Below are 25,936 nucleotides of genomic sequence, written 5' to 3'. Positions count from 1 at the left end.
TTGTTATTCAATCATTCGGTAACGACGCTGCCACGTGACGATCTCGCCCGCTTCAGTGTTTACCTGAAGCTGGCTGACCACGCGCAGCGTTAAATCGTCGGTGTTGCCGGTGTAGTTGACCCGGAAGTAGCGACTGTTAACGGCCACCCGTTCGGCAACCTGAGTTAAATCATCCTTCAGCTGCGGGAAGTTTTGCTCCAGCGCCTTGCTGAAGGCCTCCATGTTTTCCCACCCCGCTTCCGGGCGTGCGGCGAGCAGCCGGGTAGCGTCGTCCTCCGTCAGTTTTCCCGCAAACAGCGCCGCCAGCAGCTTCGCCTGCTCCGGCTTGAGGGTGTTGACGTTAATTTTGCTGCTGGCGTCCGGCAGGGCACACAGCAGCGCGCTGACTTTGGCATAGGCCGCCGCCGGGAATGCCGGCAGCAGCCTGATTTCACTGATGTTGCGCATCATCTGGTTGGCCGGTAGGCGCGCGGGCTGAACGCCAGCCCAGGCGTCGGTCTCCTGTGCCTCTTTCGCCGTGACGCTGTCGCCATCCAGATAGTCCACCAGCTGCTGATAAACCTGCTCCGCGGTGGTCTGATCCAGTCCGGCGTCGGCCAGCAGCTGCTCGACCGTCAGCTGTTCAGACGATTTCTCCGGCAAGGGTGACGCAGCCTGCTCTTTCGCCATCTTCTCCTCGGTAAGCAGGTTATTGACGTTAAAGCAGTCCTGGGCATCCTCAACCTGGCTCACCACCGTGTAAAACTCCCCCTGTGTCTCAAGGGGCTGATGCCATTCGCCGTCCGGCTCCAGAGGATTCTCGCCGCTGGCGGCGGTCTGCAACCGCTCTTTCACCGCCTGCTCCTGGCGCTGAATTGCCCAGCGCAGCTGCTGCTGACTCACCTGATAGTGAGTTTTCTGCAGATTACGGCTGAACTGCTGGCTGATTTTCGATGCCAGCGCCGACATCAGCACCAGCAGGATCAGCACCACCAGCAGGGCGACACCCCGCTGCTGTTTCAGCGTGTTTTGACTCATGGCTGGCTCCCCGGCGCGGGTTCTGCGGCCTGTTCTGGCGCGGCCTCAGGCGGTGCGCCTTCTGGTTTATCAGCAGGTTTCTCTGCTTCTTTTACGGCGACCTGCGGCTGCGGCATGTCGCCCGGGGTGGTAAAGACCCAGCGCCAGGTATCACCGCTCTCCATGGTCAGCGTCAGCTCAACGCCATCCGGCTGATGCGCGCTTTCACTCCAGCGCTTTTGCCATGATTCGCTGAAAAACCGCCACTGAACGGCTTTCACCTCAGAGACAATCGGCACCTCTTCCGGTTTGACGCCCGCCGGGCTGTCTATCGTCGGCCATACGTCACGCCACAGCCGGTGATCTTCAAAGCGCCAGCGCACCCGCTCTAACTGAACGTTGCCGCTGACGCCGTTGAGGGTGGTCAGCTCAATCGCGTTATCGTCCTGGCGAAATACTTCGGGTTCATTGCGCGGTGCCCGGGCCTGCAGCTGAAAAAAATCACGCTCCAGCAGGCTCCAGGCGCGCTGGATCTGATTGAGCCGGGTCGCGCTGCGATCGGTGGCGTTGCTGGTGCGCATTGCGCCATCGAGGATCTGCCAGGCGAGCGTGCTGATCACCGCAAAAATGGTCAGGGCAATCATGATCTCCAGCAGCGTAAACCCGCGCTGATTCTGCCGTTTTTTCACTTTTCCTCTCCCGGCGGCAGAACCCGCATCGCCACAACCGGCTGGCTCTCATCCCCTTCGGCATAGACCAGGATCTCATCCGCCCAGCGCTTATCGGCGGTTTTAACCCGCTGCATGTGCCAGGTCCAGTTGCGCCCGCCCATCAGCTCGGTCCCCTTCTGCTCTGCATCGGGAAACTCGCTTTTGGTGAGCTGCGCTTCGGCGAGCTGATTCTCGGCGACCCAGCTGGCCTGCAGGGTATCGGCAAGACCGTGAGTAAAACGCACGTTCAGGGAGACCGAGTTCATGAGCGCCAGCGCGGCGGTGGAGAAGATCACCAGAGCGACCATCACCTCCAGCAGCGTCATGCCGCGCTGCGATGCATCAGGTTTAGCCATCGTTTTCTACCGTAACCGGTGGCGCGCCCTGGGACACCACCCGGAAGTGGTGCTCTTTATCGGCGCTCTGTAACGTCAGGGTGAAACGGCTCATCTCGCCGTCCGGTAAAAAGACGATCTGCGGTTCGGCATCAGGGGTCGCGGCCAGACGCTGCGGGGTGAGCGAAACGTGCATCTCCTCCGGGAAATCACCCCCAGTGTTGATACGTCGTTGCGCCAGCGGAACCCAGCGGCGTTCGCCGTTTTTTTCTTCCAGCGTCATCAGCTGATATTTATCCGTCGTGATGACCAGCCCCAGGATATTTCCGTCCATTACCGCACGATCGGAACCATATTCAACAACGGCTTTTAATTGCTGGCCAAATATATCCGCACCGCTGCGCGACGGTATTGTGGAAACCACCATCATGGCGCAGCTGGCGAATATCACCAGCGCGAGAATAATTTCCAGCAGGGTAAAGCCGCGTTGCCTGTTCATTATTTTTTATCAAATGACCAGTTGGTAATATCGTCTGCGGTATTGGCTTCGCCATCCGGCCCTGCGGAAAATACGTCGATGGCGCCATGCTCGCCCGGGCTCACCAGAATATAATCGCTGCCCCAGGGATCCTGCGGCAGACGGCGAATATAGCCATCGGCGCGGTAGCCGTTCGGGATTGGCGCGATTTCAGGTTTGGTGACCAGCGCCTGCAGGCCCTGTTCCGTGGTGGGATAACGGTGGTTATCCAGCTTGTACATATCCAGCGAACCTTCCAGGGCGACAATATCGCTGGTGGCTTTCTGGGTATCGGCTTTCTCTTTATTCCCCATTAAATTGGGCACCACCATACTGGCCAGCACGCCGAGAATAACAATCACCACCATTAATTCGAGCAAAGTAAAGCCCGCCTGGCGTGCCAGGTTTTTACGTTTCATCGCCATGATTAACCTACCATATTATTAAGTTGCAGAAGCGGTTGTAATATTGACATCACAATAAACAGAACAATGGTCGCCATAGAGACCACCAGCGCCGGTTCAAATACCGACAGCGTTAAGGTAATTCGATGCTGTAATGCGGACTCCTGGTTTTCAGCTGCCCTGTCCATCAGGTTGCCCAGCTCGCCGCTCTCTTCGCCAGAGGCGATCATGTACAGCATGGTGGGCGGGAATAATTTCGCCTGCTCCAGCGCGGCATATAACGATGCTCCCTGGCGCACGGTGTCCGCCGCCTGCTCCAGCACCTGACGGGCATGGAGGTTTTCAATCCCGTCCATGGCGATATACATCCCCTCCAGCAGCGGCACGCTGCTGGCCTGCAGGATGCTCAGGGTGCGGATGTAGCGCGCGCTGTTGATGGCGCATACCAGTTTTTTGATTGGCGAGGCGTTAACCAGCCAGCGGTGCCAGAGAAAGCGATTTTTCGCGTTCTTCAGCCAGCTTTTAAAGCCGATAAATCCGGCGACAAGCCCGCCGCCAATGTAGATGCCGTATGCCTGCAGAAAATCACTCACCGCGATCAGCGTGCGGGTGGTGATCGGCAGCTGCTGTTTCATATGGGTAAACTGCTCGATCACCTGCGGTACCACCGCCACCAGCAGGATGCAGATCACCGCCACCGCCACCACCGTCAGGGTGATGGGGTAGACCATCGCCTGGCTGAGCTTGCTTTTCATCTTCTGACGCTGCTCGTTGTACTCCGCCAGTTTTTCCAGCACGTCGCCGAGATGACCGGTTTTCTCCCCGGCCATCACCAGGGTGCAGTAGAGTTTGTCGAAGGTGCGCGGAAACTGGCTGAAGGCGTCGAACAGCGTATGCCCTTCCACCACTTTGTCGCGGATCTCGCTCACCATCGCCGCCAGCTTTTTATCTTCCGACTGCTTCGCAATTGCCTTCAGGGCGCTCTCCAGCGGCAAGGCGGCGTTCACCAGCGTCGCCAGCTGGCGGGTAAACATCGACAGCACCGGGGTGGAGAGTTTGATCCCCTTCTGCGCGCTCCCGGCAGTGGAGGGCTCCCGGGTTGGCGTGATGCTCACCGGCATCAGCTTTTGCTCGCGCAAGATCTGGCGAACCTGCTTTGGCCCCTCGGCCTGCAGGGTGCCGCGCTGGGTTTTCCCCGCCGCACTGGTGGCCGTCCACGCATACCACGCCATTATTCATCTCCCCCGCGCTCGGCGGTGACGCGCATCACCTCTTCCAGCGAGGTAACGCCGTAGATGACCTTCAGCAGGCCGTTTTCGCGCAGGCTGTAGGCCTGTCTGAACAGCTCGGTCTCGATGGCCATTTCATCTTTATCTTCATGAATCGCCCGGCGCATAGTGCTGTCTACCACCAGGAACTCGTGGATCCCGGCGCGGCCCTGATACCCGCTCTGGCGGCAGTGCTCGCAGCCCACGGCGCGGTAAATCGCTTTTGGCGGCGCGTCCATAAAGCTGAACAGCGCTTTCTCATTGGCGTCCAGCGGACTGGTGGTCCGGCAGTGCACGCACAGCCGACGCACCAGACGCTGGGCAATGACACCGAGCAACGATGAACCGATCAAAAATGACTCCAGCCCCATGTCGCGCAGACGGGTGATGGCCCCTGCCGCGCTGTTGGTGTGCAGCGTGGACATCACCAGGTGGCCGGTGAGCGAGGCCTGCACCGCAATTTGCGCGGTTTCGCCGTCACGGATTTCACCGATCATCACCACGTCCGGGTCCTGGCGCAGGATCGCGCGCAGCCCGCGGGCAAAGGTCATGTCCACGCGCGGGTTGACCTGGGTCTGCCCCACCCCTTCCAGTTCATACTCGATGGGATCTTCAACGGTGAGGATATTGCGCTCATGCCCGTTCAGCGCCGACAGAATGGCGTACAGGGTGGTACTTTTCCCGGAACCGGTCGGGCCGGTGACCAGGATAATGCCGTGCGGACGGCCAATCAGTCCCTTCAGCTGCTGTAGCTCTTCGTCTATCAGACCCAGCTTGTTAATGTCCGGCTTAAGATTACTTTTATCGAGCAGACGCATCACCACCCGCTCGCCGTACTGCGAGGGAATAGTGGAGACACGCACGTCGATGGCTTTACGCCCGATACGCAGCGAAATACGCCCATCCTGCGGCAGACGCTTTTCGGCGATATCGAGCTTCGACATCACCTTGATGCGCGACACCAGCAGCGGCGCAAGTTTGCGCGCCGGTTGCAGCACCGGGCGCAGCACGCCGTCGACGCGAAAACGGATGCTCAGCGTGCGCTCGAAGGTTTCAATATGAATATCCGACGCGCCCTCTTTCACCGCCTCGCCCAGAATGGCGTTGATCAGGCGGATCACCGGCGAGTTTTCGTCGTTATCCAGCAGATCCTCGTTGTCGGGGATCTCCTCGGTGAGCGCCATCAGATCGATATCGGCGTCCATATCATCCACCAGCTGCTGGGAGACGCCGCTGTTCTGCTGCCAGATTTTGGCCAGCATCTCGTCAAAGGCCTCCGGCGTCAGGATGACCGGCGTAAAGGAGCGTGCCAGCACCCGGCGCATCTCCAGCAGGGCAAACGCCGGGGCATCGTCCCGGACATAGACCTGATCCTGATAAAACAGGACGCCGTTATCCTTGGCAAAGCTGCTGGTGCATAAGGCGTTGCTGAGTTCATCCATCTGCCACCCCCTTACTCTTTAAACGGATTGCGTGTGGCCGCCGTGGTGGCGGAGCCCTTAGACGGGTAGGCCGGCAGCACCGCGTTATCATTATTGGAAATAATGCCCAGCTTTTTCTCTTCCATACGCTGCTGTTGGCGCGCGCGGATCTGGTCATATTTCTCTTTCGACGACGCGCTGTAGCTGTCGTCGTCACGCAGGACGGTGGTATGGATAAAGACCATCAGGTTACGTTTCGACGTATCCTGTGAGGTGTAGCGGAACAGCTGCCCCACCAGCGGAATATCCCCCAGCAGCGGCACTTTCGAAACGTTTTGCTTGGTGACGTTCTCCATTAATCCGCCGAGAACCACCGTCTGCCCGCTGTGCACCATCACTTCGTTGTTGATGGTACGGGTGTTGAAGGTTGGGCCGAGGCTGGCGTCTTCCGTCGCGCTGGCGTCAACGCTGGAGACTTCCTGCTCGATCTTCAGATGAATAATGTCGCCGTCGTTGATCTGGGGAACGATTTTCAGCTTGGTACCGACCGTTTTACGCTCCACCGAGTTAAAGACGTTATCGCCGCTGGTGGTCTGGGAACCGGACAGCACCGGCACGTCCTGACCGACGTTAAACGACGCCTCTTTGTTATCCAGGGTGACCACGCTCGGGGTGGAGAGAATGTCGTTTTTACCGTCGGTAGCAAGAGCGGTCATCAGCGCGCCAAAGTCACCGTTAAAGAAGCCGGTCGCCAGGCCAGTAAAGCTGGCCCCTTTGATGGCGCCGCTCTTGATCTGGCTGATTGGCATACCGGTGGCGCCAAACTGCACGCCGCCATGTTTGCCGGTCCACTGCACGCCCAGGTCGAGGCCGTTGCCGTCCTGCACTTCGGCAATGATCGCTTCCACCAGCACCTGCGGACGGCGGATATCGAGCTTGTCGATCACTTTTTCCAGCGAGTTCATCACGTTAGGCTGGGCGGTGATCACCAGTGAGTTGGTGGCTTCGTCGGCGGTAATATTCAGATCGCTGTTGGTGCTCGCCGTTTTGCTTTTCGCCGCCGGGGCTTTGTCTTTCAGCTGCTCGCCAATCCCGGTCAGTACCGGCACCACTTTGCTGGCGCTGGCATATTTCAGGTAGAAGACGCGGGTATTGCCTTCGTTGTTCTGCTCGCGATCGAGCTGATTCACCAGCGAGCGGGTTCGCGAGCGGGCATCTTCCGAGCCGCTGATCACCAGGCTGTTGGTCTCGTCATCGGCCACCACTTTCGTCGCCAGCTGCGGCGCGTTCTGGCCTTTCTGCTCTTCGTTGTTGAGGTTATTCAACATGTCGGAGAGCTCTTTGGCCGAGGCATAGCGCAGCGGGACAATCTCGCGACGCTGCATGCCGGAGCGATCCACGCGCTCCACCAGATCCACCAGCCGGTTCACCACCGAGGCTTTACCGGTCAGCAGCAGCACGTTGGAGGGCTCAAAATGGACCACGTTACCAATGCCGGAAGCGTCGTTCAGCTGGCGCAGCAGCGGCGCCAGCTCACGCACCGGCACGTTTTCCATCCGCACCACGCGGGTGATGATCTCATCCCCTTTGCCGGGGTTTTTACTGTCCGCCAGCGGTACGCCCGCAGTGCGCGCCACCGTGGAGCGCACCACTTTCACCATGCCGTTATCCATCGGGATCACCGACAGGCCATACAGATCCAGCACGCTCAGGAAGAATTGATAATACTCATCCTCCGTCAGCACGTTATAGGTCTTCACCGAGACGTTGCCCTGAACGGACGGATCGACGAGGATCGTTTTATTCAGGTTACGGCCTACCGTATCGATAAATTCGCGAATATCGGTGTTCTTAAAACTGGCGCTAAAGTTCGCCGCCATCACGGAACTGGAAATAAAAGAGGCGGCTGTCAGCGCAATACATGCCCAGGGAAATTTCTTCATCTCATTACACTTGTTAATTGGTTAAAACATTAACCCGAATATTTTCAAGGTGAGCGTGGCGTCTGACTACGACTTCCGCTTCTCTCATTTTCGACCAGCTGGCGATAATACTTTTCGCCTGCTCCGCTCGCGTCATATCGACGGCGTTCACTTTCACTACCACATCGCCCTTTTCCAGCCCGCTATGGCTAAAAAAGGAGGAGGCATTTTTGGGCTTTATTTGATAGCCCTCGAGCTGACCCTTTTCGATATAAGGCTTCAGCACTAAATAATCGTCGAGATGTAAATTATCGGCCCCGGCATCGATTTTCGGCTTTATTGCCGGAGAGGGATTAATATCGCCTTTAAAATAGTCCGGGCGTTTTAACGCCAGCACCTGCCGGTCGCCTTCGTAATTCACCACCACGTTGTCGCTATTAATCTCTTCTATAAACGCATCGCTGTAGCCCGGAAGGGGGTCGCCTTCACGCAGACTCTTCTGTCCGCCAGGCGTTTTGATGACGGCGAAAGAAAGCCACGCCTCGTCGCTGCTGATAATGCCGTCGACCTCAGCCGAAAGGCTCTTTTTCGCCACCTGCTGCGTCACCGCCTGGTTAACCGCAGGCTGGAAAAGAGCAAAGGCCTGCTCTGCCTGCTGCGTACGGGACTGCGCGGACGCGTTATCCGGATCGGAATCAGCCACCTTTTTATACTCTTTAAAAACGACATACCCCTGCTGGCCGCTGAATATCAGCAGGACAAACATCACGCAGGGCGCAATATATCGGGAATAGAACTGCATTTTCATTTTAAAACTGACCTTTTAGTCAATGCAGGGATCAGCAGCCTGGCGCTGCACCTGAAAACCCGGAAATAGTAATAATGATGTGCCTCCCGCTCCATCGGGTTCGCCGTTAACTTTAATAAAGAAAATTATTGACCCAGCAAATAACCGATGTTAGCCAATCAGCACAGGTTATTTTTCTCCTCGGGCAAAATTGACCCCCTTCTCCCCTTCCCTTACTTTCCTGCCTGACATTTGGTCAATGAAATACAACGGTGAAGCGTTATGTTCCTCAGTCATTTTAAATTTACCCGCCACCCCTTCAGGAGCGCAGCCCGCCCCTGCGGCACATTCTTTGCGCCTTATCATCAGGATGTCTTCGGCATGCTGGCAGAGAAATCGACCGTGCCTGGCATTGTGGCGCTGTTTGGCGATGACGAGGAGCTGCTGAACACCTTCACCGCTCACCTGCTGGCGAAAAGCGCCGCCGGGGTGGCGGTTAATGCTTTTCCGAAACTGAACGCGAAAGGCCTGCTGTATAAACTCAGCGCCCAGGCAAAAGATGCCAGCAACAAAATTCACGCCATTGACGGTGTGCTGCGCCAGTGGCAGGAGAAATATCCGTCCTGTAAAAAATCCGGTCTGGTCCTGACTGTCGCGGCGGTACAGGCGATGAGGGATAACTGCTGGGAAGCGCTGGGCATGCTGCTCTCCCGGGCGCAGGAGTCTGGTCTGTCGCTGACGCTGGTCCTGACCGGTACCCCGGACCAGGAAGCGCGCCTGATGAACAACTCTGGCCTCGCGTCCCGGGTGCATACCCGCCATACCCTGCGCCCGCTTACCTGCCGCGAAGTGCTGAGCTATGTTCAGGCGCAGGCCGAGGAGCACGGGGCCGAAACCTCGCCCTTTATTCCTGCCCGCGTGCGCCGGATGCATGCCCTGACCAAAGGGTCGATGAGCAAGCTGAACGCGCTGGCACACCTGTCGCTGCTGGCGGCCTGGACCGAGCGCGCCCCTGCGGTGGGAGCCCGTCATTTACGTCTGGCGGCGGGCGAAGTGCTGCCGCGTAAGACGCACGGCAAAACCCTGGCGACGGTTGGCCTGTTCGCCAGCGTGCTGTTTGCCGCCAGCGGCTGGTACTTCTCATCCGCCATCACGGCAAAACTCCCTGTGCACCTGCCGGTGCCCGTGAGCTGGAAACAGCCTGTCCATACGCAAAAAGCGCCGGTCGTGCCGACGCTTGAGAAAGAGGTGGTCAATTCACCGGACGCCATGCATCAGCTCTACACCATGTGGGGCTACGATCCTTCCTCAGAAGAGGCGCTCTGCCAGAATGCCGCCCGGGTGAATCTCGCCTGTAAACAGGGGAACGCCGCGCTGACGGCGCTGGAAAAAGAGGGGTATCCGTGGGTGAGCGAGCTGCGAACCGGGGATCACCTCAACTATGCGGTCGTCGCGCGAGTAGGCGCGGATTCCCTTGATCTCCTGATGAACAATCGTACCTGGCAGGTGAAGCGCAGCTGGTTTAACGCCCACGCCACCGGGAATTACACCTTATTGCACCGACTGACGCCGGCAGGACAGGATGAAGTCGGAGCCGCCAGCAGCAGCAAGGATCTGGCCTGGATCGATACGCAACTCAGCCAGGCGCTGCATGAGCCTGAAACCCATGCCCAATCCTGGACGCAGGCGCTGGTGAAGCGCACCCGCGAATTCCAGGCGCAGACCCAGCTGAACGTTGACGGCATGCCGGGTGAAGAGACCCTGATGCAGCTGATGCGGGTGAATAACACGACGCCGACGATACTGACGCCGACCGCAGACACCGCGACCCACACCCTGGCGAAAGGAAAAACGCAATAATGTCTACTATTTGCCTCGCTGCACAGCGCAGCTTTAATACCGGCGAGGCGGTATGGTTCTCCTACCGCCTCCCCTCAATCAATAAAATACTGCTCAGAACCCTGGCCTGCCTGTGCTGCCTGGGGGCGATTTTGATCGCCGGGCTGTACGCCCATATTTACTGGAATCTGCGGCATCCGGCACCAGAGCCAAAACCGGTTAACGTCGTGCAGCCGGATACGCAGCTTTCCGATATGCATTATGTGTATGTTTCAAAACCGTTCCCTGAGCCGAAACCTGTACCAGAAAAATATACCGCGCCGCCGATGCCATCAGACGATCCTGACATGGATAAATCTTCAGACTGGCAGCAAGCCCCGGACAGTGATATTTCCAGTGAACCCTTGCCCGATGTCCATGGTGCTGAACAAGAGACAGATTCCGTGTCGTTAAAAGAGCGGTTTATGGAAGCGTTAAAAGAACAGCAGCAGGATATTTCGCAGGGGAAAGTGCCGGATGAACCGGTGGATGAGACGCAATCCGACACAGAGACGGATAATCGGGTGATAAACCAGACGGCAGCGTTAAAAACGAAAATATAGATACTCATATGCTAAAAAAATCCCCACCGGCGTTACCCAATGGAGATTCTTAGCAGATAATCAGTAGCGTTCTGGCAGGCTGGTAATATTTTTCAATTTACCTTTCTCGACCACAATATAGTGACCTTTTTTCAGGTCTGAGAGAATTTTAATAATGGTGCTGCGTGCCAGGCTGGTGTATTCCTGAATGTAATCGTAAACGTTAATATCGCGATTCTGGTGAACAATGAGTTCATTTATTTCGATAAGGAACTCACGAACCACGGAATACGCACTGCGGGCAACCAGGATGTCATCGCGCTTACTCAGCACGTCGATATACCAGATGAGGAGCTGGCTGAACTCTGGCCACAGGTTTTTCTCGCTGATAATACGTTCAAACTCTTCACGTTTGATGGTGCGGATAACGGTGGTGTCGCGGACCAGGCCGTACATGTGTGATGCTCTGTTATAGATAGTGGAGATCCCTAAAAAACCGGCTTTGCGCATGGTAAACATGCTCAATTCATCAGAGCGTCGGCGAATTTCTATTTCGCCGCTGATCATAACGTGCACGTATTCAGAATCGGCGGTAATAATCTTCTGCCATTTCTTTAACGTTTTATCGGGGTAATCTGCTGTAGCAGCAATAATTGCGTCAATCGCCTTTTCCGGGCGACTATTTTTACAATATACGTTTAACATTATTATGCCTGTTTCAATTTTTATGGATAAAGCGAACCGCTGCGCCAGAAAAGTCACACCGGATAAATTCTTAGAAGTTTTTTGGGTGAGATTTACTCTCAAATAATATTTACTTTGCCAAATTGCTTAGCAAGCTATGTGTACATATTATATTCGGGTAAATTTAAGTCAATTAACTAAAAATGAATCGAGATTGAACTTAAGATTAATCTCAAGAAAAATAAGATAAAAATACGCAAGAAGCGGTTTTTTGAAGGATTAACCCTGTCCGTATTTCTCTAATAATGCTTCAGCGATGGCAATTGTTTCTATATCAGCTACACCATTCCATAATTGCGGTCTGAAGTGCATTTGAAAGGCCATAATTATCCGCTTCTGCTGTGCTTGTGAAATATTATCTGGCACATCATAGCCATAGCGGGATAATAAACTCAGCAGCGCAGCACTGTCCGCGGGCTGGTAAGGCGGTTGCCCGTTCAGGTAAAACGCCACCCGGGCGGGATCCGGCCAGGCGCCAATCCCCTGCTGCGCCAGCGCCTGCCAGGGGAACAGCGGCCCCGGATCGTCTTTGCGCTGCGGGGCGATGTCCGCATGGGCCACCACGTTCTGCGGTTTGATGTCGTAACGCTGAATAATATCCTTCGCCAGCGGGATCAGGGCGGCGATTTGCGCCGGTTCGAAGGGCACAAAGCGTTTCTGCCCGTCAATTTTTTGCCAGCCGCGGTTCTCCAGCTCAATGCCAATAGAGGTGTCATTAACACGCGTGGCGCCACGCCAGAAGCTGACCCCGGCATGCCAGGCCAGGGAGCCCTCCGGCACCAGCTGCCAGATCCGCGGCTTTCCTTTATACAGAGGCGGGATCGCCGGGATCAGATAGTGGGAGCTGACGTTTTTATCGGTCAACGTCGCCAGAGAGCTGTCAAAATCGTCGGCGGTGTAGTGAATAACCAGCACCTTGATGCGCGGATAGGCCGCCTGGGCCTGTCGCCGGGTATCCAGCTCATAGGCCCCTTTTTCAACAATCCCTTTTTCTGCCGCACAGCCTGCCAGCAGCAGGGCCAGCAGGACGGGCGCAAATGCCTGCTTCATCGGCGCGTTTTCACCGCCGTACCGCTGACGCTGACCATCAGCATGCTGGCGTCTTTGCCGACGGTTTCGTAGTCGATATCGATGCCCACAACGGCGTCGGCACCCATGGCTTTCGCCTGCTCACCCATCTCCTTAAAGGCGATTTCACGGGCTTTACGCAGTTCTTTTTCATATGCGCCGGAGCGGCCGCCGACGATATCGCGGATCCCGGCAAAAAAATCGCGGAAGACGTTGGCGCCGAGAATCGCTTCACCGGTTACCACGCCGCAGTATTCGCTGATGGGTTGTCCTTCCAGAGTGGGGGTGGTTGAAAATTGCATTTTCGTCTCCGTGTTACCTACCTAACCGTTTAAGAACAAAACCATTATCTGCTCGTTACGCTATCATTTAAAGGTTAGTTAATTATTGCAGCCTCATAAGGAAATCATCATGCGCTATTCTGCTTTGACGCTTTTAGTGCCTTGCGCGCTGCTGCTCAGCGCCTGCACTACGCCAGTCACCCCGGCCTTTAAGGACATCGGTACCCGCAGCGGCAGCTGCATTACCGGCGGGCCGGATGCCGTGGCTCAACAATTCTATGACTACCGCATTACGCACCGCAGCAACGACTTCACCGCCCTGCGCCCGTACCTGAGCGATAATCTGGCCCAGCTGCTGAGCGATGCCAGCCGCGATCCGCAGCACAGCAGCCTGCTGAAAGACGATCCGTTCTCCAGCCGCACCACCGCCCCTGAAAAGGCCGAAGTCTCCAGCGCCTCGACCATCCCGAATACCGATGCGCGCAATATTCCCCTGCGCGTCAAGCTGACGCAGGGCAGCCAGACCTGGCAGGATGAAGTGCTGATGATCCGCGAAGGGCAGTGCTGGGCGATCGACGACGTGCGCTACCTCGGCGGCAGCGTCCATGCCCCGGCCGGCACGCTGCGCCAGTCGATTGAAAACCGCTAAACGGGCGCGCTTCAACCCGTTAAGCCGGTAAAACCCCGTAAAATGTCTGGCATTTCGTGAGGAATGCCGACATTTATTCTCGCCGACATTGCCTTCCGCTATTTTGTGCTATGTTTAGGGATAGATACGGTTTATATTTAACTTTTAACGCAGTTATATTGCATAACTATTCTGTCAACGGTACTATTTGCGGCCTCAATTGCTATAGATTGCCTGGATGAGTAAAGACTGCCCCGATGAGTATTCAACTAAACGGCATTAACTGCTTCTACGGCGCACACCAGGCGCTGTTCGACATCACACTCAATTGCCCTGAGGGCGAGACGCTGGTGCTGTTAGGCCCAAGCGGCGCGGGTAAAAGTTCGCTGCTTCGCGTCCTCAATCTGCTTGAAATGCCCCGCTCCGGAACCCTGGATATCGCGGGTAATCACTTTAATTTTGCTAAAGCGCCCTCTGAGAAAGCGATCCGCGATCTGCGCCAGAACGTCGGCATGGTGTTTCAGCAATATAATCTCTGGCCGCACCTCACCGTGCAGCAAAACCTGATTGAAGCGCCTTGCCGCGTGCTGGGCCTGTCAAAAGAGCAGGCGCTGGCGCGTGCCGAGAAGCTGCTGGAGCGTCTGCGCCTGAAGCCCTACAGCGACCGTTATCCGCTGCACCTCTCCGGCGGTCAGCAGCAGCGTGTGGCCATCGCCCGCGCCCTGATGATGGAGCCGCAGGTTCTGCTGTTTGACGAACCGACCGCCGCGCTGGACCCGGAAATCACCGCCCAGATCGTCAGCATTATTCGCGAACTGGCGGAGACCAACATTACCCAGGTGATCGTGACCCACGAAGTGGAAGTGGCGCGTAAAACCGCCAGCCGTGTGGTCTATATGGAAAACGGTCATATCGTGGAGCAAGGGGATGCGCGCTGCTTTGCCGAGCCGCAGACCGACGCATTCAGAAATTATCTGTCTCACTAATCGAATCGAGAGAACGACAATGAAAAAAATAGTGATTGCCGCGCTGCTTGCAAGCGTTAGCCTCTCTGCCACCGCAGCTCAGACCATTCGTTTTGCAACCGAAGCCTCCTACCCTCCGTTTGAATCTATGGATGCGAATAACAAGATTGTCGGCTTTGATGTGGATCTGGCTAACGCCCTGTGTAAAGAGATCGACGCCACCTGTACTTTCGCTAACCAGTCTTTCGACAGCCTGATCCCAAGCCTGAAATTCCGCCGTATCGACGCGGTCATGGCCGGTATGGACATCACCCCGGAACGTGAAAAGCAGGTTCTGTTCAGCACCCCTTACTATGAAAACTCCGCGCTGTTCATCGGCCAGAAGGGTAAATACGCCTCTATCGACGCGCTGAAAGGCAAGAAAGTGGGCGTGCAGAACGGCACTACGCACCAGAAATTCATCATGGATAAGCACCCGGAAATCACTACCGTGCCTTACGACAGCTATCAGAACGCCCGTCTGGATCTGCAGAATGGCCGTATTGATGCCGTCTTTGGTGACAACGCTGTAGTGACCGAATGGCTGAAAGCGAACGACAAGCTGGCCGCGGTGGGCGATAAAGTGACGGATAAAGACTACTTCGGCACCGGTCTCGGCATTGCTGTCCGTCAGGGCAACACCGAGCTGCAGCAGAAATTCAACACTGCGCTGGAAAAAGTGAAGAAAGATGGGACCTACGATTCCATCTACAACAAATGGTTCCAGAAGTAAGATCTGATGAACGAAATTTTTCCATTAGCAAGCGCCGCCGGGATGACCGTCGGCCTTGCCGTTTGTGCGCTGATTATCGGCCTGGTGCTGGCGATGATCTTTGCCGTGTGGGAGTCGGCTAAGTGGCGACCTGTCGCCTGGACCGGCTCAGCACTGGTGACCCTGCTGCGCGGCCTGCCGGAAATCCTGGTGGTGCTGTTTATCTACTTTGGTTCTTCGCAGCTGCTGCTGATGCTGTCGGACGGCTTTACGCTCAACCTGGGCGTGGTGCAAATCCCGATTCAGATGCAGATCGAAAACTTCGACGTCAGCCCGTTCCTGTGCGGCGTGATCGCCCTCTCCCTGCTCTATTCCGCCTACGCCTCGCAAACCCTGCGCGGTGCGCTGAAAGCGGTGCCGGTGGGACAGTGGGAGTCCGGTCAGGCGCTGGGGCTGTCGAAAACCGCGATTTTCTTCCGTCTGGTGATGCCGCAGATGTGGCGTCATGCCCTGCCGGGGCTCGGCAACCAGTGGCTGGTGCTGCTGAAAGATACCGCGCTGGTGAGCTTAATCAGCGTTAACGACCTGATGCTGCAGACCAAAAGCATTGCCACCCGTACCCAGGAGCCCTTTACCTGGTACATCGTGGCGGCGGCCATCTACCTGGTGATCACGTTGCTCAGTCAGTACATCCTCAAGCGTATTGACCTGCGTGCGACGCGTTTTGAACGGAGACCAGGCTGATGCTTGAGTATTTACCCGAACTGATGAAAGGGCTGCACACCAGCCTGACGCTGACGGTGGCCTCGATTATCGTGGCGCTGATCCTGGCGCTGATTTTCACCATCATCCTGACGCTGAAAACGCCGGTGCTGGTGTGGATCGTGCGCGGCTACATCACCCTGTTTACCGGCACGCCGCTGCTGGTGCAGATCTTCCTGATTTACTACGGCCCGGGCCAGTTCCCGACGCTGCAGGAATATCCGGTGCTGTGGCATCTGCTCTCCGAGCCGTGGCTGTGCGCCCTGCTCGCCCTGTCGCTGAACAGCGCCGCCTATACCACGCAGCTGTTCTACGGCGCGATCCGCGCTATTCCGGACGGACAGTGGCAGTCCTGCGGCGCGCTGGGGATGAGCAAGAAAGACACGCTGGCGATCCTGCTGCCGTACGCGTTCAAACGCGCGCTCTCTTCGTACTCCAACGAAGTGGTGCTGGTGTTCAAGAGCACGTCGCTGGCCTATACCATCACCCTGATGGAGGTGATGGGTCACGGACAGCTGCTGTACGGACGGACATACGATGTGATGGTGTTTGGCGCTGCCGGCATTATCTATCTCATCGTCAACGGCCTGCTGACCCTGCTGATGCGTTTAGTCGAACGCCGGGCGCTGGCCTTCGAACGCCGCAATTAAAACTGCATAAGTTTGATTTAAGAAAGACGGACAAGTCTAACCACTGTCCGTCTTTTTTTATTCCTCAAAAAATATTTAATCATTTTTATTGCATATAAATTCATTAAATGGCATTGTGACGTTCAGCCGCAGACACGGCATATAATGACAAGATTGACAGACGGGAGCTTCATAATGAAAAAGTTAGTTCTGGCCGCTTTACTCGCTACCTTCGCCGCTGGCGCCTCTGCCGCCGACAAGATCAGCTTCGGTGTTTCTGCGACGTATCCACCGTTTGAATCGCTGGATGCCAGCAACCAGATCGTCGGTTTTGATATCGACCTGGCAAAAGCGCTCTGTACCCAGATGCAGGCCGAGTGCACCTTTACTAACCACGCCTTTGACAGCCTGATCCCGGCCCTGAAATTCAAAAAATATGACGCGGTGATCTCCGGTATGGACATCACTCCGGAGCGTAGCAAGCAGGTTGCCTTTACCGAACCATACTACGCCAACTATGCGGTGGTGATCGCCAAAAAAGGCCAGTACACCTCCTTTGAGCAGCTGAAAGGCAAGCGCATCGGCATGGAAAACGGCACCACGCACCAGAAATACCTGCAGGATAAGCACCCGGAAGTGAAAACCGTGGCCTATGACAGCTACCAGAACGCAATTATCGACCTGAAAAATGGCCGTATCGATGGCGTGTTCGGTGACACCGCTGTGGTGAATGAGTGGCTGAAAACCAACCCGCAGCTGGGTACCGCTACCGATAAAGTGACCGATCCGCAGTACTTCGGCACCGGTCTGGGCATCGCTGTGCGTCCGGACAATAAAGCCCTGGTGGAGAAACTGAACGGCGCACTGAAAGCGATTAAAGCCGACGGCACGTATCAGAAAATCAGCGACCAGTGGTTCCCGCAGTAAGATTGATTTCCGGGTGGCGGCTACGCCTTACCCGGCCTACGTACGGTGCGGTTTTGTAGGCCGGGTAAGCGTAGCGCCACCCGGCATTACTCAAAGCGGCACATAGAAGCGAAAACGCGCCCCTTTCGCCGCCTCCATCAGCCTGATCCCCCCGCCGTGTAGCTCCAGCATTCTTTTGACAATCAACAGCCCCAGCCCGCCGCGATTATCCCTCGACGCCTGCTGGCTCAGCGCTGACGGCCGCATAAAGAGCGCATCGCGCAGGTGTTCCTCCACCCCCGGTCCGCTGTCGTTGACTTCAACCTGCAACTGCTCACCCTCCAGCCACACTTTAAGCCCGATTTCGCCCCCCGGCGGCGTATGGCGAATCGCGTTATCCAGCAGATTGGTGACCACCCGTTCGATCATCGACAGATCGGCATTGATCATCGGCAGCTGGCGCGGCACGTCGATATGCAGCCGAAGCTGGCGCGTCTCCACCGCCAGGTCAAACTTTTGCGCCACGTCGGAGATAAGCTCCCCAATGGCAAAGCGTTCGCGCTGAGGCTTGATGCTGCCGTGCTCAAGGCGCGCCAGCTCAAACAGCTGCTGCGACAGATGGCGAACCTTATGGCCCTGACGCAGGGCAATGGAGAGATAGTGCTGCGTCTCCTGCGCGGACAGGGTGCCGGATTTCAGCGACAGGGTTTCCAGATACCCCAGCAGTGAGGTCAGGGGTGTGCGCAGGTCGTGGGAGATATTGGCGATAAACTCCCGGCGCTGCCGGTCGCTGTCGGCCAGCTGATCCCACTGGCTGGCAATCTGCTGCGCCAGCTCGATAAAGGTATTGCGCAGCAGGGCCACTTCGTCAGAGGGCGCGGCCTGCAGGGGCTGGGTGGCGAGCTGCTTGATAACGTGCATACTTTCGCGATCCAGGCCGCTCACCTCGTCGGTTAACTGCTTCACGGGCCGGGTCACCCAGTACCAGACCAGCCCGCCCGCCAGCGCGCCAAAGAGCGCCACCAGCAGCAGCGACCAGAGCACCGTGCTCCAGAGCGTTTTCTGCCACGCCTGCTCCGCCAGAGCGTTCAGCTCTTCCCCCTGCAAAACGATATACAGATAGCCGCGCAGCACGCCGTCCTGATGCAGCGGCACGGCGCTGAAGACCTTCTCCCCGGTCAGGCTGCGCGGATCGTCCCCGTAGACCGGCATCATCCCGCCGCTCAGGAACTGCTGTACCGGCGCAACGGCGAGCTTCTGCCGTTTGATGTGCCCCGGCGGCGCAGCATCGGCGAGGATCTGCCCGTCCGGTGAGAGGACGTAGAGCTCCACGCTTGGGTTGTAAGTCATCAGGCGGTCAAACAGCGGCTTGAGCCGGGTGCGGTCGACCTGGCCGTTGGCATCCAGCAGCGTTTCCCGCTGGGCGATATGCTGTGCCAGCCCGCCGGAGAGGCGCTGCACCATGGCGTTGCCGTACTGCATGCTGGTCCAGAGCTGCACCGCGCAGGCCACCGCCGCACAGCCCGTCAGCAGAAGAATAAACAGCAGAGTGAGGCGGCGGATCATAGCGGACGTTCCGCAAACAGATAGCCTTTGCCCCAGACGGTGCGGATGATCTCCGGCTCGGCGGCGTCTCTCTCGATTTTTACCCGCAGGCGATTGATGTGGGTGTTGACGGTGTGCTCGTACCCTTCGTGCTGGTATCCCCACACCTGCTCAAGCAGGGCCAGGCGGGAGAAGACCTCCCCGGGATGACGGGCGAAAAAGTAGAGGAGATCGAATTCCCGCGGCGTGAGGTCTATCACCTCGCCACGCAGCAGCACGCTGCGGGCCAGCGGGTCGATGGTCAGCCCGTGGGCGTTGATAAGCCCGGAAGTTTGCTGCCCCATCGCCTGCTGACGGCGGAACAGCGCCCTGATGCGCGCCACCAGCTCCTGCACCGAGAAGGGTTTCGCCAGATAGTCATCGGCCCCGGTTTCGAGGCCCAGAATGCGCTCGGTTTCGCTGCTGCGGGCGCTGATGATAATCACCGGCAGATAGTGGTCCCGGGCGCGGATCGCCCGGCAGAGGGTCAGCCCATCAACGTTGGGCAGCATCAGATCGAGGATCACCGCGTCCCAGTGGGATTGTCCGAGCAGCTGCTGCGCCCTGCCCCCGTCCGCCTCGTGGGTAATCACGTAACCTTCGTCTTCTAAATTGAGACGCAGTAACGCGGCGATATCGCCGTCATCTTCTACCAGCAGGATCTGCTTCATCGGTCAGCCTTATTGAATCTTAACAGCTAAAGCTTACCTGATTTCTACGGCGGGAAACGTTCACATTTTGTTTAACATTGTGCGGGGGTTTGCCGGGTGGCGGCTGCGCCTTACCCGGCCTACAAAACCCGTAGCGCCGCCGGGCGGTTCCTCAGGACTTCACTAATAACGTGAGTACTTCATAGTGGGCGGTATGCGGGAACATATCGAACAGCTGCACCCGTTCAACCCGATAACCGGGCAGATCGCCAATGTCTTTCGCCATCGTCCGGGCATTGCAGCTGGAGTAGATAATAAACTGCGGCGCCATCTGGCTCAGGTAGTCGCAGAGCGCCTTGCCGATGCCGCGACGCGGCGGGTTGACCAGCACCAGCTCCGGTACGCTGCCCTGCCCGGTGGCGAACTGCGTGGAGTCGAGCGCCTGGAAGTGCAAGTTCGTTAACCCCAGCTCTGTGGCCGACTGGGTGGCGCAGGCGATCGCCTCGGCGGAGATTTCGATCCCGGTAAGCTGCATCTGCGGGGTGGCGCAGTGCAGGCCAAAGCCGCCGACGCCGCAGAAGAGATCCCACATATGGTTAACCGGTAACTGACGTACCCAGTCGCGCGCCGTGGCGTACAGCTGGCTGGCGACGGTCGGGTTAGTCTGGAAGAAGCTCTTCGGGCGGATCCACAGCGGCACATCGTTAAAACGCTCCGCCAGCGCCTCGGCGTCGGTGAGGAAGATCTCCTCCTCGCCTTCCATAATCGCCATATGCACCGGCTGAATATTGGCAGCGATCACCTTCAGCTGCGGCAACTGCTGTTGCAGCCACGGCAGGGCCGCGCGGAGCTGGGGCAGTTTGGCCTCTGAGCGCAGGACGAAGCGCAGCATCATCCCGCCATCAAGCTGGCTCTCAGTGAGCAGCAGGTATTTCAGCTCGCCGCGCTTACGTTCGACGTTGTAGGGCGTAAGACCCGCGCGGGCGATAAAGGGTTTCAGGACGGCAAAGATGGGGGCAAACGAGGCCGGATAGAGCGGGCAGTCGGTGAGATCGACAGGAGTACCGTCCCGGTGCAGCATGCCGAACAGCGGTTTTTCGACGCTGCCGCTGACCACCATTTTGGCTTTATTGCGAAACGCCTGCTCCGGCCCGCTGACCGGCGCGCACCACTCCGCCACCGGCATCCCGGACAGCAAGGTCCGGAGGTCGGCCATTTTGGCGGAAAGCTGAGAAGAGACCGGCTGTTCAATCCACTGACAGGAGCGACAGCGACCGGCGTCATAGAGTGCGCACTGCATAACGAAACCTTAATACGTCTGGGGGCAGCGATTATACACGTTATTGCAGATTGAAAAACCGTCGGCTGGCCGCAGGCACAAACAGCAGGCCGAGCACCAGCAGGTCGGGCAGTTTTTGCATCACCAGGGTGCGGAAGATCTCGCCTCTGGACTCGCCGGGAATGCTGAACAGCTCGGGATAGCCGTAGCCCAGCGACGCGGCCCACAGGTAGCCGGTGGCGACAATCTGGGTCAGCAGGTAGAGGATCCGCGCCCAGTTACGCCCTTTGACCAGCGAAAAGGCGCAGTAGATTTCGATAAACACCAGCATCAGGCTGGCGAAAAAGACCAGGGTCAGGTTCCACGTCTGCACGCTGCGGTGGATAAACTCGCTCAGCCCGCGCATGCCCAAAGTGTTGAAAATCATAAATACATCGAGACAGCGGATCATGATAATGGCGAGCGCCGCCACCTGCACCAGGGCAGGAACGTTCAGACGGGCATGTGACCGGCTTGTTTTCGTGAAAAATCCCAACGTGATGTCTTCCATGAAACGATGCCGCGTTAACGCGGCATCCAATTACGCTTCTCTGCAGATTTTAGGAGCTTCAGCCGCGTCTTGCACGCTGGATATCGCGCTGACGCTGTTTTTCAGACCGCGCCATCAGATACCAGGCGATCAGGCCGATGATGCCGACCACGCCCAGAATCAGCGTCGCCAGGGCGTTGATCTCCGGGTTTACCCCCATGCGCACGCTGGAAAAGACCAGCATCGGCAGCGTGGTGGCCCCCGGGCCGGAGACGAAGCTGGCGATCACCAGATCGTCCAGCGACAGGGTAAACGCCAGCAGCCAGCCGGAGATCACCGCTGGCATGATCATCGGCAGGGTGATGATGAAAAACACCTTCAGCGGCGTCGCCCCAAGATCCATTGCCGCCTCTTCAATGGAGTGGTCCAGCTCGCGCAGACGCGAGGAGATCACCACCGCCACATAGGCGGTACAGAAGGTGACGTGGGCCAGCCAGATGGTGAGCATACCGCGATCGGACGGCCAGCCAATGGCGTGCCCCATCGCCACAAACAGCAGCAGCAGCGACAGGCCGGTGATCACGTCCGGCATTACCAGTGGCGCGGTGATCATAAAGGCAAAGCCGTTGGCCCCGCGAAAACGACCGAAACGCACCATCACCACTGCGGCAATGGTGCCGAGAATGGCTGCCATCGTTGCCGCGCAGGCGGCAATGGTCAGGCTTAACCCCACGGCGCTCATCATCGCCTGGTCGTGGAACAGCTCGCCGTACCAGCGCGTTGACCAGCCCGCCCACACCGTCACCAGCTTGGAGCTGTTGAAGGAGTAGATCACCAGCATCAGCATCGGCGCATACAGGAACGTAAAGCCGAGCACCAGGATCAGGATCCGCCACGGAGAGCGCACTACCGGTAAGTTGTTCATCCGTGGTCTCCCATCTGTTTCTGCTGATACTTGTGGAACCACATGATCGGCACGATCAGCAGCAGCAACATCACAATCGCCACCGCCGAGGCCACCGGCCAGTCGCGGTTATTGAAGAACTCCTGCCATAGCACGCGGCCAATCATGATGCTGTCCGGGCCGCCGAGCAGTTCCGGGATCACGAACTCCCCCACCGCCGGAATGAACACCAGCATCGACCCGGCGATAATTCCGCCCTTGGTCAGCGGCACAATGACGCTGAAGAAGGTTTTCAGCGGACGGGCGCCGAGATCCAGCGCCGCTTCCACCAGCGAATAGTCGATGCGCGTCAGGGCGGTGTAGATCGGCAGCACCATAAACGGCAGATAGGCGTACACAATCCCGATATAGACCGCCAGGTTGGTGTGCAGGATGGTCAACGGCTGATCGATAACCCCCAGCCACATCAGGACGTTATTCAGCACGCCGTTGTTCTTCAGGATCCCCATCCAGGCATAGACGCGGATCAGGAACGAGGTCCACGAAGGTAGAATCACCAGCAGCAGCAGGATGTTGCGCGTCGAGGGTTTGCTGTGGGCCACCGCCCACGCCAGAGGATAGGCCAGCAGCAGACAGCAGAGTGTCGAGACGGCCGCCACCTGCAACGACTGCAGATAGGCGTCGAAGTAGAGCGGATCGTCGGTCAGCTGCAGGAAATTGCCCAGGTTGAGGGTGATCGCCAGCTGGCTGTCCGCCCACTCCACCAGATCGGTGTAAGGCGGGATCGCCCGCGCCATCTCCGCCAGGCTGATTTTGAACACAATCAGGAACGGCAGCAGGAACAGCAGGATCAGCCACAGATAGGGCATAGCGATGACCAGCTTGCGGCCGTGGGCCATCTGCAGGCGGGTCAGCCAGCTGGTATCAATGCCTGCCGCAGCGCGGGTCGCAGGTTCAGGTTTGTTCATGGCCCTTCCTTATACCGTCAGCACAACGCAGCTATCGGCTTCCCAGCACAGACGCACCTCGTCACCCCAGGTCGGCAGCCCTTTGCGGTAACGATACGTGTTCTGCAGCTGGGCGCTAATCATCTGGCCGCTCTTCAGGCGGACGTGGTAGATGGAGAGATCGCCGAGGTAGGCGATATGCACCACCTCCCCCACGGCAAAGTTGTAGCCATCGGCGGGCGGGGCATCGCAGAGGGTAATTTTTTCCGGACGCAGCGCCACGTAGACCGGCACGTTATCCACCACCGAGTTGTCCACCGCCACTTTCAGCGGGTGGATCAGCCCCGGGGAGTCGAGCACCAGCCCGTCTTCCTCACGCGTTTTCAGCAGCCCTTCGAACACGTTCATGGAGCCGATAAATTCGGCGCTGTAGCGGGTGGTCGGGTGCTCGTAGATCTCTTCCGGCTCGCCAATCTGCACGAACTTGCCGCGGTTCATGATGGCAATACGACCGGCCATGGTCATCGCCTCTTCCTGGTCATGGGTTACCATCACGCAGGTCACGCCCACGCGCTCAAGAATATCCACCACTTCCAGCTGCATACGGTCGCGCAGTTTTTTATCCAGCGCTCCCATCGGTTCATCAAGCAGGAGCAGTTTTGGCCGCTTCGCCAGACTGCGGGCCAGGGCCACGCGCTGACGCTGACCGCCAGAGAGCTGATGCGGCTTGCGCTTCGCAAACTCCTGCATGTGCACCAGGCTCAGCATTTCGGCCACGCGGGCGGTGATTTCGGCTTTTGGCAGTTTGTCCTGCTTCAGGCCAAAGGCGATGTTCTGCTCCACGGTCATGTGCGGGAACAGGGCATAAGACTGGAACATCATATTGATCGGGCGCTGATACGGCGGCACCCGGGAGAGGTCAACGCCGTCCAGCATAATCTGCCCGGCGCTGGGCTGTTCAAACCCGGCGAGCATGCGCAGCAACGTCGATTTCCCGCAACCGGATGCGCCAAGCAGAGCAAAAATTTCACCTTTGTAGATAGTCAGGCTGACATCATCCACGGCGTTCTGACCGTCGAATGATTTGGTCAGGTTACGGATTTCCAGCAGCGGGGTCAGCGCTTTACGGGTTTTCGCCTGCGGGCGGGGGATCGCGTCGTTCACGGGGTGCTCTCCGGCATCAATCAAAATGGTGCAGGCGCACCAGAACGGTGCGCCTGTTGCCGGGGGCGCTGGGCTTTCCCGGCCTGGGACAAACGGTTATTTACCGCTTTTCACTTTGGTCCACGCGCGGGTACGCACGCGGTCGATCTTCGGCTCCTGCACGCTCAGGGTAAACATCTTGGCGCGCACGTCAGCCGGTGGGTAGATGCCCGGGTTATCACGTACTTCGGCGCTGACCAGTTTGGTGGCCTCTTTGTTGCCGTTGGCATAGAAGACGTGGTCAGAGATGTGGGCGATAACCTCCGGACGCAGGAGATAGTTCAGGAACTGATAGGCTTCGTCTTTGTTTTTCGCATCAGCCGGCATCGCGAAAACGTCGAAGAAGGCCATCGCCCCCTCTTTCGGAATTGAATAGGCGATATTCACGCCGTTTTTCGCTTCTTTAGCGCGGTTAGCCGCCTGCCATACGTCCCCTGCCCAGCCGATAGCGACGCAGATATCGCCGTTCGCCAGGTCGTTGATGTACTGGGAGGAGTGGAAGTAACGGATATTTGGACGCAGCTTCAGCAGCAGATCGGTGGCCGGGCCGGTGTAATCATCCGCTTTGGTGCTGTTCGGATCTTTGCCGAGGTAGTTCAGCACGGTGGCAAAAATCTCTTCCGGAGCATCGAGGAAGGAGACGCCGCAGCTTTTCAGTTTTTCCAGATTCTCTGGCTTCAGCACCAGATCCCAGCTGTTGACCGGCGCATCGGCACCCAGCACCTGCTTCACTTTTTCGACGTTATAGCCGATACCGGTGGTGGCCCACATATACGGCATGGCGTATTTGTTGTCAGGATCGTGTTTAGCGATAAGCTTCAGCAGCTCAGGATCGAGGTTTTTCCAGTCCGGTAGTTTGCTTTTATCCAGCGGCTGGAACACGCCGGCGGAGAGTTGACGTTCCAGGAAGCTGGCTGAAGGCACGACCAGGTCAAAGCCGGTGCTGCCCGCCATCAGTTTGCCTTCCAGAACTTCGTTAGAATCGAAGACGTCGTAGACGACTTTAATCCCGGTCTCTTTTTCAAAATTGGCCACCGTATCCGGGGCAATATAATCAGACCAGTTGTAGATATGCAGCGTTTTTTGCTCTGCCGCCAGCGTACCTGCGGAGACCGCCATCAGCGCGCCCGCAACCAGACCCGATAACCATTTTTTATTTAAAGCGATCATAGCGTTAATCCTTCTGAAAGCGCGTTAACAAACGCACCAAAAATGAACACTCTTAGTCTATGCAAGAAACGTGCATGATTTATCACTCCGCCAGCAGCAGAAGATGTTACTCAGGTGGCTGTATCTGCTCGCGTTTAACGGCATCGCAAGAATAAA

Annotated in this window: 28 protein-coding genes; 8 read left to right on the top strand and 20 right to left on the bottom strand. The window is 57.4% G+C overall.

From position 1 onward, the window contains the following. Positions 1-3: 3 nt before the first annotated feature. From gspK to gspC, 9 genes are read right to left on the bottom strand one after another with little or no spacing between them, the layout of a single operon-like run. Positions 4-1,017: a type II secretion system minor pseudopilin GspK gene (gene gspK / locus ACOYA6_RS03275; RefSeq protein WP_039029526.1), complete on the bottom strand. Its 1,014-nt coding sequence runs from the start codon at positions 1,015-1,017 to the stop codon at positions 4-6. Further along, the gene (gene gspJ / locus ACOYA6_RS03270) at positions 1,014-1,685 is read right to left on the bottom strand and encodes a type II secretion system minor pseudopilin GspJ (RefSeq protein ID WP_138369468.1); all 672 of its coding nucleotides are present in this window, start codon (positions 1,683-1,685) and stop codon (positions 1,014-1,016) included. The genes gspK and gspJ overlap by 4 nt, the downstream gene beginning before the upstream one ends. Continuing rightward, a complete protein-coding gene (gene gspI, locus ACOYA6_RS03265; protein ID WP_039029528.1) occupies positions 1,682-2,062 on the bottom strand; it encodes a type II secretion system minor pseudopilin GspI in 381 nt (126 codons plus the stop codon). The genes gspJ and gspI overlap by 4 nt, the downstream gene beginning before the upstream one ends. Beyond that, positions 2,055-2,540, bottom strand: coding sequence for a type II secretion system minor pseudopilin GspH (gene gspH / locus ACOYA6_RS03260; RefSeq protein WP_138369469.1), 486 nt, complete (start codon positions 2,538-2,540; stop codon positions 2,055-2,057). Before gspH ends, gspI begins: the two co-directional genes overlap by 8 nt. Continuing rightward, complete coding sequence (gene gspG / locus ACOYA6_RS03255) at positions 2,540-2,983, bottom strand: type II secretion system major pseudopilin GspG (RefSeq protein ID WP_032617298.1); 444 nt, start codon at positions 2,981-2,983, stop codon at positions 2,540-2,542. The genes gspH and gspG overlap by 1 nt, the downstream gene beginning before the upstream one ends. A 2-nt stretch (positions 2,984-2,985) precedes the next feature. Beyond that, on the bottom strand, positions 2,986-4,194 hold the full coding sequence (gspF, locus tag ACOYA6_RS03250) for a type II secretion system inner membrane protein GspF (protein WP_422654030.1): 1,209 nt from the start codon (positions 4,192-4,194) through the stop codon (positions 2,986-2,988). Further along, positions 4,194-5,672 (bottom strand): type II secretion system ATPase GspE, encoded by a 1,479-nt coding sequence (gspE, locus tag ACOYA6_RS03245; RefSeq protein WP_422654029.1) that lies wholly within the window; start codon positions 5,670-5,672, stop codon positions 4,194-4,196. Before gspE ends, gspF begins: the two co-directional genes overlap by 1 nt. Positions 5,673-5,683: 11 nt before the next feature. Then, on the bottom strand, positions 5,684-7,594 hold the full coding sequence (gene gspD / locus ACOYA6_RS03240; RefSeq protein ID WP_422654028.1) for a type II secretion system secretin GspD: 1,911 nt from the start codon (positions 7,592-7,594) through the stop codon (positions 5,684-5,686). 13 nt (positions 7,595-7,607) lie between these two features. Beyond that, positions 7,608-8,339: a type II secretion system protein GspC gene (gene gspC / locus ACOYA6_RS03235; protein ID WP_039029635.1), complete on the bottom strand. Its 732-nt coding sequence runs from the start codon at positions 8,337-8,339 to the stop codon at positions 7,608-7,610. 303 nt (positions 8,340-8,642) lie between these two features. On the opposite strand from gspC, the gene ACOYA6_RS03230 reads away from it, so the two are divergent. Both ACOYA6_RS03230 and ACOYA6_RS03225 read left to right on the top strand, forming a co-directional pair. Further along, positions 8,643-10,220 (top strand): peptidoglycan-binding protein, encoded by a 1,578-nt coding sequence (locus ACOYA6_RS03230; protein WP_422654027.1) that lies wholly within the window; start codon positions 8,643-8,645, stop codon positions 10,218-10,220. A gap of 131 nt (positions 10,221-10,351) precedes the next feature. Next, a complete protein-coding gene (locus ACOYA6_RS03225) occupies positions 10,352-10,801 on the top strand; it encodes a hypothetical protein (protein WP_422654026.1) in 450 nt (149 codons plus the stop codon). Between the two features lie 60 nt (positions 10,802-10,861). Here the strand turns inward: ACOYA6_RS03225 and ACOYA6_RS03220 are convergent, their stop codons facing one another. From ACOYA6_RS03220 to ACOYA6_RS03210, 3 genes are all read right to left on the bottom strand, one after another. Then, positions 10,862-11,485: a helix-turn-helix domain-containing protein gene (locus ACOYA6_RS03220; protein WP_039029534.1), complete on the bottom strand. Its 624-nt coding sequence runs from the start codon at positions 11,483-11,485 to the stop codon at positions 10,862-10,864. A 258-nt stretch (positions 11,486-11,743) separates the two neighbouring features. Continuing rightward, positions 11,744-12,574: an N-acetylmuramoyl-L-alanine amidase gene (locus ACOYA6_RS03215; RefSeq protein ID WP_422654025.1), complete on the bottom strand. Its 831-nt coding sequence runs from the start codon at positions 12,572-12,574 to the stop codon at positions 11,744-11,746. After that, positions 12,571-12,894 (bottom strand): heavy metal-binding domain-containing protein, encoded by a 324-nt coding sequence (locus tag ACOYA6_RS03210; protein ID WP_039029536.1) that lies wholly within the window; start codon positions 12,892-12,894, stop codon positions 12,571-12,573. Before ACOYA6_RS03210 ends, ACOYA6_RS03215 begins: the two co-directional genes overlap by 4 nt. Before the next feature lie 109 nt (positions 12,895-13,003). On the opposite strand from ACOYA6_RS03210, the gene ACOYA6_RS03205 reads away from it, so the two are divergent. The 6 genes from ACOYA6_RS03205 to artJ all read left to right on the top strand — a co-directional run bounded on the left by ACOYA6_RS03205 (position 13,004) and on the right by artJ (position 17,535). Next, positions 13,004-13,522 (top strand): lipoprotein, encoded by a 519-nt coding sequence (locus tag ACOYA6_RS03205; RefSeq protein ID WP_039029537.1) that lies wholly within the window; start codon positions 13,004-13,006, stop codon positions 13,520-13,522. A 236-nt stretch (positions 13,523-13,758) separates the two neighbouring features. Beyond that, complete coding sequence (gene artP / locus ACOYA6_RS03200) at positions 13,759-14,487, top strand: arginine ABC transporter ATP-binding protein ArtP (protein ID WP_039029538.1); 729 nt, start codon at positions 13,759-13,761, stop codon at positions 14,485-14,487. A 19-nt stretch (positions 14,488-14,506) separates the two neighbouring features. After that, complete coding sequence (gene artI, locus ACOYA6_RS03195) at positions 14,507-15,238, top strand: arginine ABC transporter substrate-binding protein ArtI (RefSeq protein WP_139564642.1); 732 nt, start codon at positions 14,507-14,509, stop codon at positions 15,236-15,238. A 6-nt stretch (positions 15,239-15,244) separates the two neighbouring features. Then, positions 15,245-15,961, top strand: coding sequence for an arginine ABC transporter permease ArtQ (gene artQ, locus ACOYA6_RS03190; RefSeq protein ID WP_032617286.1), 717 nt, complete (start codon positions 15,245-15,247; stop codon positions 15,959-15,961). Continuing rightward, entirely contained in the window at positions 15,961-16,629 is a 669-nt protein-coding gene (artM, locus tag ACOYA6_RS03185) for an arginine ABC transporter permease ArtM (protein ID WP_039029540.1), read from the top strand. The genes artQ and artM overlap by 1 nt, the downstream gene beginning before the upstream one ends. 174 nt (positions 16,630-16,803) lie before the next feature. Beyond that, positions 16,804-17,535 (top strand): arginine ABC transporter substrate-binding protein ArtJ, encoded by a 732-nt coding sequence (artJ, locus tag ACOYA6_RS03180; RefSeq protein WP_422654024.1) that lies wholly within the window; start codon positions 16,804-16,806, stop codon positions 17,533-17,535. Positions 17,536-17,625: 90 nt separating this feature from the next. Here artJ and ACOYA6_RS03175 read toward each other — a convergent pair whose 3' ends face one another. From ACOYA6_RS03175 to potF, 8 genes are all read right to left on the bottom strand, one after another. Then, on the bottom strand, positions 17,626-19,080 hold the full coding sequence (locus tag ACOYA6_RS03175; protein ID WP_139564638.1) for a sensor histidine kinase: 1,455 nt from the start codon (positions 19,078-19,080) through the stop codon (positions 17,626-17,628). Then, positions 19,077-19,769, bottom strand: a complete 693-nt coding sequence (locus tag ACOYA6_RS03170) for a response regulator transcription factor (protein WP_422654023.1) — start codon at positions 19,767-19,769, stop codon at positions 19,077-19,079. The genes ACOYA6_RS03175 and ACOYA6_RS03170 overlap by 4 nt, the downstream gene beginning before the upstream one ends. A gap of 151 nt (positions 19,770-19,920) precedes the next feature. Next, positions 19,921-21,048 (bottom strand): 23S rRNA (uracil(747)-C(5))-methyltransferase RlmC, encoded by a 1,128-nt coding sequence (gene rlmC, locus ACOYA6_RS03165; RefSeq protein ID WP_422654022.1) that lies wholly within the window; start codon positions 21,046-21,048, stop codon positions 19,921-19,923. 40 nt (positions 21,049-21,088) lie between these two features. Next, the gene (locus ACOYA6_RS03160) at positions 21,089-21,577 is read right to left on the bottom strand and encodes a YbjO family protein (protein ID WP_138369478.1); all 489 of its coding nucleotides are present in this window, start codon (positions 21,575-21,577) and stop codon (positions 21,089-21,091) included. Between the two features lie 58 nt (positions 21,578-21,635). Beyond that, complete coding sequence (gene potI, locus ACOYA6_RS03155; protein WP_039029545.1) at positions 21,636-22,481, bottom strand: putrescine ABC transporter permease PotI; 846 nt, start codon at positions 22,479-22,481, stop codon at positions 21,636-21,638. Continuing rightward, complete coding sequence (gene potH / locus ACOYA6_RS03150) at positions 22,478-23,428, bottom strand: putrescine ABC transporter permease PotH (RefSeq protein WP_138369480.1); 951 nt, start codon at positions 23,426-23,428, stop codon at positions 22,478-22,480. Before potH ends, potI begins: the two co-directional genes overlap by 4 nt. Positions 23,429-23,437: 9 nt before the next feature. Further along, on the bottom strand, positions 23,438-24,571 hold the full coding sequence (gene potG / locus ACOYA6_RS03145) for a putrescine ABC transporter ATP-binding subunit PotG (protein ID WP_422654021.1): 1,134 nt from the start codon (positions 24,569-24,571) through the stop codon (positions 23,438-23,440). 96 nt (positions 24,572-24,667) lie between these two features. After that, positions 24,668-25,780, bottom strand: a complete 1,113-nt coding sequence (gene potF / locus ACOYA6_RS03140) for a spermidine/putrescine ABC transporter substrate-binding protein PotF (RefSeq protein WP_039029548.1) — start codon at positions 25,778-25,780, stop codon at positions 24,668-24,670. Between the last annotated feature and the right edge of the window lie 156 nt (positions 25,781-25,936).

The sequence above is a fragment of the Leclercia barmai genome, assembly GCF_049312895.1.
Classification (GTDB): domain Bacteria; phylum Pseudomonadota; class Gammaproteobacteria; order Enterobacterales; family Enterobacteriaceae; genus Enterobacter; species Enterobacter barmai.
This window is presented reverse-complemented; position numbering and strand designations above follow the sequence as displayed.